The sequence below is a fragment of the Rhodosalinus sp. genome (assembly GCF_046542825.1).
Lineage (GTDB): Bacteria > Pseudomonadota > Alphaproteobacteria > Rhodobacterales > Rhodobacteraceae > Rhodosalinus.
Genome location: NZ_JBKHAQ010000126.1, coordinates 1 through 7,662, shown reverse-complemented (window position 1 = coordinate 7,662; position 7,662 = coordinate 1). Strand labels below are relative to the sequence as shown.

Sequence of the window (7,662 nt, the reverse complement as noted above, 5' to 3'; positions counted from 1 at the left end):
TCTCGATCCTGCGCGAGCTGGGCATCCTGCTGACCGCGATCATCGTCGCGGGGCGCACCGCCTCGGCCTTCACGGCCGCCATCGGCTCGATGAAGATGCGCGAGGAGATCGACGCGATGCGCACGCTGGGCATCGACCCCGGGCACGCGCTGATCGTGCCGCGGGTGCTGGCGCTGGTGCTGATGCTGCCGATCCTGGGGCTGATCGCCAATGTCGCCGGCATCTTCGGCGGCGCGCTGATGTCCTGGATCGAGCTCGGCATCTCGCCGGCGATGTTCGCCACCCGTCTTGCCGAAGGAACGGACGTGGATCATGTCATCGTCGGGTTGGTCAAGGCGCCGGTCTTTGCCGTTCTGATCGGCGTCATCGGGTGCCGCGCCGGCCTGCGGGTGGGCAACACCGCCGAATCGCTGGGGCGCATGACCTCTTCCTCCGTCGTCGCGGCGATCTTCGCGGTGATCGTGGCGGATGCGCTCTTTTCCGTCTTCTTCCAGCAGATCGGGATGTGAGCATGGCAGAGACGGTCATCGAGGTGCGGGGCCTGCGCACCCAGTTCGGCAGTCACGTCGTGCACGACGACCTCGACCTCGACGTCTACCGCGGCGAGATCCTGGGCGTGGTCGGCGGCTCGGGCACCGGCAAGTCGGTGCTGCTGCGCGCGATCACCGGGCTGATCACGCCGACGGCCGGCAAGGTCCGGATGCTGGGCACGGACATGCGCGCGGCGTCCGAGGCCGACCTCGACGCGCTGGCCGAGCGCACCGGCGTGATGTTCCAGGACGGCGCGCTCTTCTCCTCGCTCACGGTGTGCGAGAACGTGATGGTCCCGCTTGGCAACATCGAAGGGCTGGACGCGCAGACGCGCGAGTCGCTGGCGCGGCTCAAGATCTCGCTCTCAGGGCTGCCGTGGAACGCCGGCGACAAATACCCCTCCGAGCTCTCGGGCGGCATGCGCAAGCGCGCGGGGCTGGCGCGCGCGCTCGCCCTCGACCCCGAGATCGTCTTTCTGGACGAGCCCACCGCCGGGCTCGACCCGATCGGTGCGGCGGCCTTCGACGAATTGATCCGGGGCCTGTCGCGCGCGCTGAACCTGACCGTGTTCCTCGTGACCCACGACCTCGACACGCTCTATGCCACCTGCGACCGGATCGCGGTGCTGGCGGAAAAGCGCGTGCTGGTGACCGGCACGCTCGACGACATGCTAGAGGTCGATCATCCCTGGGTGCAGGAGTATTTCACCGGCCCGCGCGCCCGGGCGGCGCGCGGCGAGATTGCAGCACCGCACGCCGAGGAGTAAGCCGAAGCGATGGAAACCCGTGCCAACTATCTGCTGATCGGCGCCTTCACGCTGGCAGGCTTTCTGGGGCTGCTGGGCTTCCTGCTGTGGTTCGCCCGGGTCGAGCTGGATCGGCAGTTCGCCTATTACGATATCGTCTTTCCCACTGTCGCCGGACTTTCCAACGCCTCCGAAGTGCGCTTCAGCGGGCTGCCGGTGGGACAGGTGGTGGAGGTCGCGCTGGCCGAGGACCGGACCGGTCGGGTGCGCGTCCGGATCGAGGTGGAGGCCGACACGCCGGTGCGCACATCGAGCGAGGCCACGATCGAGTCGCTGGGCGTGACCGGGCAGAGCTTTGTCGGCATCAGCTCCGGGGACCGGGACGATCCGCTGCTTGCCGAAGCCTCGGACGAGGCCGTTCCCGAAATTCCGGCGGGCCGTTCGGTCCTGCAGAGCCTCAGCGAGGACGCGCCCGCCATCCTCGACGAACTCCTGGAGGTGACGCGCCGTGTCTCGGAGGTCCTGGGCGACGAGAACCAGCAGCGTGTGGGCAACATTCTCGCCAATCTCGATGCCTCGTCAGGCGAGCTTTCGCAGGCGCTGGAGGATTTCTCGGCGGTGACCGAGACGGTCGCGGTGGCAACCGAGGATATCGGCGTCTTCACCTCCCGGCTCGAGGAGATTTCCGAGGCCGCGACCACCACGCTGCGCAGCGCCGACGAGACCCTGCGCGAGGTGACGCAGCTCGCGCAGCGCGCCGAATCGAGCCTCGACCTGGGCGACGAGGCGCTGACCAGCGGGCGGCAGACGATGGATGCCGCGACCGCCTTCTTCGAGAGCGATCTGCCGCGCGTGGTCGACGACCTGGAGACCACGCTTGCCAGCCTGCGCTCCGAGGCCGAGCGCGTGGGCGGCGACGCCTCCGCGATGCTGGCCGAGTTCCGCAGCACGGGCGAGGTCGCGACCGAGCGGCTGCGGCAGGCCGAAGCGACCATCGCCGCCACCGACCGGGTTCTGGACGAGGTGTCCGCCAGCGTCGCCGCGGTCGAGGCCGCCGCCGACCGTTTCGACACCTTCATCGAGGAGGACGGCAGCGCGCTGGTGAGCGAGACGCGCGCCTTCCTCGCCAATGCGGACGAGGTGGCCGAGGCCGCCCTGGAGGTGGCAGAGACGGACCTGCCCGCCATCCTCGCCGATATCCGGCAGGCGACCGAGACCGCTGCGCGCACGGTGGAAAGCGTGGGCGCGGACCTGTCGGCGGCGGCCGGGCGGGCGGACGACATCACCGCCGAGGTGTCCGGCACCCTGGACACCGTCGCCACCACATTCGAGAACGCCAACGAGACGCTGGGCCGGCTCAACGCCGCGCTCGAGACCGGGGACTCCGCGCTCGCCGCGGCAGAGAGCGCCTTCACCACGGCGGACCGGGTGATGACCGAGGATATCGAGGGCATCGTGACCGGCCTGCAGGACACGCTCGCCCGTCTGGACGAGGCCATCGCGGCCGTGACGGCCGACGTTCCGGCCATCACCGAAGAGATCCGCCAGACCAGCGAGCGCGCCAACGCGGCCTTCGCCGAGGTGGAAAGCTCGGCCCAGAGCCTTGGCCCCTCGCTGCGCAGCTTCGCGGAAGAAGGGCTGCCGCAATACACGCGCCTCGGCCGCGAGTCGCGCGAGTTGATCGAGAACCTGCGCAGTCTCGTGCGCCAGATCGAGCGCGACCCGGCGCGCTATTTCCTGGGCGGCGAAACGCCCGCTTACAGACGATGAGGTCCGCCATGATCCGAGCCCCTGCCCTTTGCCTCGTCGCGCTGACGCTGTCGGGCTGCACGGCGATCTCCGCGATCGAGCGCGCGTCAGAGCCGCTCGACGTGCACGAGCTGCGGGCGCCGGCCGAGCTGCCCGCCGCGCGCGGGATGCAGGACATCCAGCTGGTGGTCGAGGTGCCGGCCGCGGGCGGCGCCATCGCCACCGACCGCATCCTGATCCGCACCGGCGCCACGCAGCTTGCCTATCTGCCCGAGGCACGCTGGAGCGAGGACGCGCCGGTGATGATGCAGACGGCCCTGGTCGAGGCCTTCCTGCGCACCGACGCCTTCCGCTTCGTCGGGCGTCGGCCGCTGGGCGCCTCGGGGGATGTCGCGCTGGTCTCGGAACTGGTGGATTTCGGCGCGCGGGAGACGACGGAGGCCGGGGGCGCGGTGGTCGAGATGACGCTCGTCGCGCGGCTCGTGCGGGAAGACGACGCCCGGATCGTCGCCTCGCGCCGCTTCACCGGCGCCTCGCGGGTTCCCGATACCTCGACCCGCGCGCTCCTTGCCGGCTTCGATCAGGTTTCGGACGCCGTCCTGCTGGATGTCGTGGAGTGGGTCTTGCGCGCGCGGGGCATCTCGGCGACCGCCTCCTGAGCCGCGTTGCATCCGCCGGCGCGGCCGGGCCAGGGGAGTATCGCCATGCACGACCATTCCCGGCCATCCGCAGCCAGCGGCCGTTTTGTTTCGCGGCTATCCTTCCCGCGCGCAGGGCCAGAATCCTGCCGCAGCCCGACGGCGGGCGGGCTCGGACGGCCGCGGCAAGGCGCCCGTTCCGGCGATCGAGGGCGCCCATCGCCTTGGCCGGCACCGCATGCCGGGCCTGAACGGACGGGACTGTTGCCCAGCCTCCCCTGCAGCGCGGATCGGCAGCGTTCCGTTCGCGCAACTTCACATCTAGTCTGCACCGACCCGGAGAGCCGGGCCGGATCCGGGGTCACGCAGAAGGGAGATCGCCCATGCAGGTCGAAGGCTGCCGCGCCGTTGTCACCGGTGGCGCCCGCGGCATCGGCCGGGCGCTGGCCGAGGCGCTCGCCGCGGCCGGCGCCGCGCATGTCATCGTGACGGACATCGACGAGGCGGGCGCGCGGGAGGTGGCGGCGCGCATCGGTGGACAGGCGGCCGCCCTCGATGTGCGCGACGGTGCCGCGATCGCCGCGCTGATCGCGCGCATCGAGGCGCAGGAGGGGCCGATCGACCTTTTCTGTTCGAACGCGGGCATCGCCACCGGCTTCGGCCTCGAGAACGCCGCCGGCGCCGAAGACGCGGTCTGGCAGGAGGCCTGGGAGGTCAACGTGCTCGCCCATGTGCGCGCCGCGCGCGCGCTCGTTCCGCGGATGCTGGCGCGGGGCGGCGGCACGATTCTGGCCACTGTCTCGGCCGCCGGCCTGCTCAGCCAGATCGGCAGCGCGGTCTATTCCACGACCAAGCACGCGGCGCTCGGCTTTGCCGAGAACCTCGCGATCACCCATCGCGACGCGGGGCTGCGGGTCTCCGTCCTGTGCCCGCAAGGGGTGGACACGGCGATGCTGCAGAGCCCCGCCGCACGCTTCGCGTCCCTCGACGGGGTCCTCGGCCCCGCGGCCGTGGCGCAGGCGGCCCTCGACGGGCTGCGGGCGGAGCGGTTTCTGATCCTGCCGCATCCGCAGGTCGCGGACTACATGCAGCACAAGGCGCGTGACACCGATCGCTGGATCGCGGCGATGGCAAGGCTGCAACGCGAGGGCCTCGGGCAAGAGTGAGCGCGCCGGCGGGTCAGTCGAACAGGCGGCGCAGGCGCGAGAGCGGCCCGCTCCGGGTCACTTGGGCGTTCAGCACATCGTCCGGACATTGACGCAGGTAATCCTCAATCGCGGCCGCGATCCCGGCCATATCCTCGTCGAGCGAGCGGCACAGCGGCAGGATATCGGGGCGTTCGTCCAATGCCTCGAGCACGGCGCCGGGGCTGCTGCGCGCGGCATCAGGCAACCGCGCCCTCAGCGCACGGACCGCCGCCGCGGCCCGCCGCGCGCCAACCGCGCGCAGGTGCTCTGCCAGAAAGGCGATCCGCCGGGCGCAATCGGCGCTGGTGAGCGCGCCGTAAAGCCCCGCGTCGCCCTCGGTCCTGCGGCGCAGGATCAGCGCCGACAACACCGCCTCGGCCTCGGCGCAGCGATCGTCCTGCGCGGCGAGCGCGCGCTCGATCGCCCGGAAATCGGTCGGGGCCTCGCCCTCGATCATGTCGCGGACAGTCACGGGCATCTGAACGATATAGCGCGTTTCGCGCGCCTGTCCAAAACGCAGGCGCTGCTGCGCCACGCGCCCACCCGTGCAGGCGTTGCCTTGGCCGCCCGCGCGTCTACCATGCCCGACGCAAAGAAGGAGGTTTCCCGATGCGCCCTGCCATCCTCGCCGCAGCGATGCTTGCGGCCTTCGCTCCTTGCCAACCGGTGACAGCGGCGGAACTGTCCTTCTCGGCCGGGCTCGGGCCGAAGGTCAGCCCGGAATACTTCGGCTCGGACGACTACAAGGTCGGCCCGACGGGCAGCTTCTCGTTTCAGCACTTGCGGATCGGCAAGCTCGAGTTCGGCGATCCCGACCCGAACGCGCAGAATTTCGGCCTGCATCCGCGCGGTTCGTTCCGCTTCATTTCGGCGCGGCGCGACGACGACCATGCCGAGCTTGCCGGGATGGACGACATTGACGCCACCGTCGAACTGGGCGGCGGACTGGGCTACCGCAGCGAGAACGTCCTTGCCTTCGCAGACCTGCGTTACGGCTTCGGGGGGCATCGGTCCTTTGTGGCCGAGGTGGGCGCCGACGCGATCCTGCGCCCGACGCCGCGCCTGACGATCACCGCCGGGCCGCGCGCGCTCTGGGGCGCCGAGGACTATGCGCAGACCTATTTCGGCGTCTCGGGCGCCGAGGCCGCGGCGTCGGCATTCCCCGCGTATGACGCGGGCGCAGGCCTTGTCAGCGCAGGGCTCGAGATCGGCGCGGCCTGGGATCTTGGCAACGACTGGGGGCTTGAGAGCACCATTGCATGGGAGCGTCTGACCGGCGATGCGGCCGACTCGCCCCTGGTGCAGTCGCGTGACGGCTACAGCCTCTCGATGGTGCTGACCCGGCGGTTTTCGCTGCGGTGGTGACCCGGGCGCCGCGTCCCGGACACGGCGCCGTTATCCGCCATACTCCGCGTCCGTCACCTTCTCGAGCCAGGTGACGGACGCGCCGTCCACCGCCTCCTGGATCGCGATGTGGCTCATCGCGGTGTCGGGGGCGGCGCCGTGCCAGTGCCTTTCGCCCGCGTCGAACCAGATCACGTCGCCCGTGCGGATCTCCTCGACCGGCCCGCCCTCGCGCTGGACACGCCCGCGTCCGAAGGTGACGATCAGGGTCTGGCCCGCAGGATGCGTGTGCCAGGCGGTGCGCGCGCCAGGCTCGAAGGTGACATGCGCCCCCGTCGCCCGGCCCGGCGCCTCCGCCTGAAACAGCGGGTCGAGGCGCACGGTGCCGGTGAAATAGGCCTCCTGCCCCGGCGCGGAGGGGGCGGTGCCCGATCGGATGATCTTCATTGCGATCTTCGTCCTCTTTCCTGGACAGGCGTCTGTGACAAGCCCCGTTGTGCGGCGTCGGGCGGCAGCCCGTCAACAGGCACCCGCGCGCGTTGCCGCACGACCTGCCAATGCTGGGCGGTGCAAGCGCCGCGCGACCAACTCCTTGTCGAAGGCGATGACGAAAGCGGGCGGATCGGGAAGATGTTCGCTGTCCGAAGTCCGGCGCTCCGGAAATCCACGGCCGAGGACTGACAGTGCCTGCCGGCCAAGGGCGCGCGGCCCAACGCGGTTCACGACAGCGGGGGTCTCTTCCTTTTCGTCAGGCGTGCAGGGCCGCGCCCGGGCCGGTGGGTGGCGCGTGCCACCGTCTCCGTCGGCGATTCGTCTCGCTGCGGCGGCTTCGGTCGCCGCACGACTGCACGCCTCATCGTCCGGCGATCTCGATCGAGAAACTGCGCTGCGCGCCGCGCGGCGGCGGCGGGAACGGGGCCGCACGCTGCACCATGGCCAGCGCGGCGCGGTCGAGCCGCGTGGAGCCCGAACTGCGCGCAATCGATACGCCGGCCAGGGCCCCGCCGGGCGCGATACGGAACGTCACGACCGCGGCCCCCCGTGCGCTGACCGAGGGGCGGCGCACGCGCGAGAGCTTGCGCATCACCTCGCCGGGATAGTTGCTCGCGGCGGCATTGCCGGTTTCGCGGCTCGGCCCGCCCGCCCCGCGGGAAACCGCCTCTGCCTGGGCCTCGCCTGAGGCTTGCCCGGCCCGGGCGTTCTGCTCGGCGTTGCCCTGAGGGGTCTGCGCCGCCTGCCGCTGCCGCTCGGCCTCGCGCGCCGCCCGGCGCTCGCTTTCGGCCCGACGCTGGCGTTCGGCCTCCCGGGCGGCCTGCTGCTCGCGCTCCGCGGCGCGGCGCGCGGCCTCTGCCTGACGCTGGCGTTCCTCGATCTGCGGCGCACGAACCTGCGGGCGCAGCGAACGTTCGACGGCCGTGGCCGGCGCGTCGGAGGCCTGTGCCTCTTCGGCTGGAGCGGCGGGGGCCGC

General features: G+C 71.2%; 9 protein-coding genes. 6 read left to right on the top strand and 3 right to left on the bottom strand.

Annotation, left to right across the window (positions count from 1 at the left end; all coding sequences use genetic code 11):
- From ACLFOB_RS13235 to ACLFOB_RS13215, 5 genes are all read left to right on the top strand, one after another.
- Nucleotides 1–509 (top strand): MlaE family ABC transporter permease (locus ACLFOB_RS13235; RefSeq protein WP_410926377.1); only part of this gene is annotated, 509 nt, incomplete at its 5' end.
- A 2-nt stretch (nt 510–511) separates the two neighbouring features.
- Nucleotides 512–1,297, top strand: a complete 786-nt coding sequence (locus ACLFOB_RS13230) for an ABC transporter ATP-binding protein (protein WP_410917339.1) — start codon at nt 512–514, stop codon at nt 1,295–1,297.
- 9 nt (nt 1,298–1,306) lie between these two features.
- Nucleotides 1,307–3,046, top strand: coding sequence for an MlaD family protein (locus tag ACLFOB_RS13225; protein WP_410926376.1), 1,740 nt, complete (start codon nt 1,307–1,309; stop codon nt 3,044–3,046).
- A gap of 8 nt (nt 3,047–3,054) precedes the next feature.
- Nucleotides 3,055–3,684: an ABC-type transport auxiliary lipoprotein family protein gene (locus tag ACLFOB_RS13220; protein WP_410926375.1), complete on the top strand. Its 630-nt coding sequence runs from the start codon at nt 3,055–3,057 to the stop codon at nt 3,682–3,684.
- 362 nt (nt 3,685–4,046) lie between these two features.
- Nucleotides 4,047–4,829, top strand: coding sequence for an SDR family oxidoreductase (locus ACLFOB_RS13215; protein ID WP_410926374.1), 783 nt, complete (start codon nt 4,047–4,049; stop codon nt 4,827–4,829).
- A gap of 13 nt (nt 4,830–4,842) precedes the next feature.
- Here the strand turns inward: ACLFOB_RS13215 and ACLFOB_RS13210 are convergent, their stop codons facing one another.
- Nucleotides 4,843–5,385 (bottom strand): hypothetical protein, encoded by a 543-nt coding sequence (locus ACLFOB_RS13210; RefSeq protein WP_410926373.1) that lies wholly within the window; start codon nt 5,383–5,385, stop codon nt 4,843–4,845.
- 74 nt (nt 5,386–5,459) lie between these two features.
- Between ACLFOB_RS13210 and ACLFOB_RS13205 the strand changes: the two genes are divergently transcribed.
- Nucleotides 5,460–6,215, top strand: a complete 756-nt coding sequence (locus ACLFOB_RS13205) for a MipA/OmpV family protein (protein ID WP_410917334.1) — start codon at nt 5,460–5,462, stop codon at nt 6,213–6,215.
- A 30-nt stretch (nt 6,216–6,245) separates the two neighbouring features.
- Here ACLFOB_RS13205 and ACLFOB_RS13200 read toward each other — a convergent pair whose 3' ends face one another.
- Both ACLFOB_RS13200 and ACLFOB_RS13195 read right to left on the bottom strand, forming a co-directional pair.
- Entirely contained in the window at nt 6,246–6,641 is a 396-nt protein-coding gene (locus ACLFOB_RS13200) for a cupin domain-containing protein (RefSeq protein WP_410917333.1), read from the bottom strand.
- Between the two features lie 406 nt (nt 6,642–7,047).
- Nucleotides 7,048–7,662, bottom strand: a 615-nt coding sequence (locus ACLFOB_RS13195) for an energy transducer TonB (RefSeq protein ID WP_410926372.1), incomplete at its 5' end; no start/stop codon positions are given.

Excerpts from the sequence above, each read along its gene's own strand:
- ACLFOB_RS13230 (WP_410917339.1), top strand. The coding sequence starts at position 512 with ATGGCAGAGACGGTCATCGAGGTGCGGGGCCTGCGCACCCAGTTCGGC.
- ACLFOB_RS13225 (WP_410926376.1), top strand. The coding sequence starts at position 1,307 with ATGGAAACCCGTGCCAACTATCTGCTGATCGGCGCCTTCACGCTGGCA.
- ACLFOB_RS13220 (WP_410926375.1), top strand. The coding sequence starts at position 3,055 with ATGATCCGAGCCCCTGCCCTTTGCCTCGTCGCGCTGACGCTGTCGGGC.
- ACLFOB_RS13215 (WP_410926374.1), top strand. The coding sequence starts at position 4,047 with ATGCAGGTCGAAGGCTGCCGCGCCGTTGTCACCGGTGGCGCCCGCGGC.
- ACLFOB_RS13205 (WP_410917334.1), top strand. The coding sequence starts at position 5,460 with ATGCGCCCTGCCATCCTCGCCGCAGCGATGCTTGCGGCCTTCGCTCCT.
- ACLFOB_RS13200 (WP_410917333.1), bottom strand. The coding sequence starts at position 6,641 with ATGAAGATCATCCGATCGGGCACCGCCCCCTCCGCGCCGGGGCAGGAG.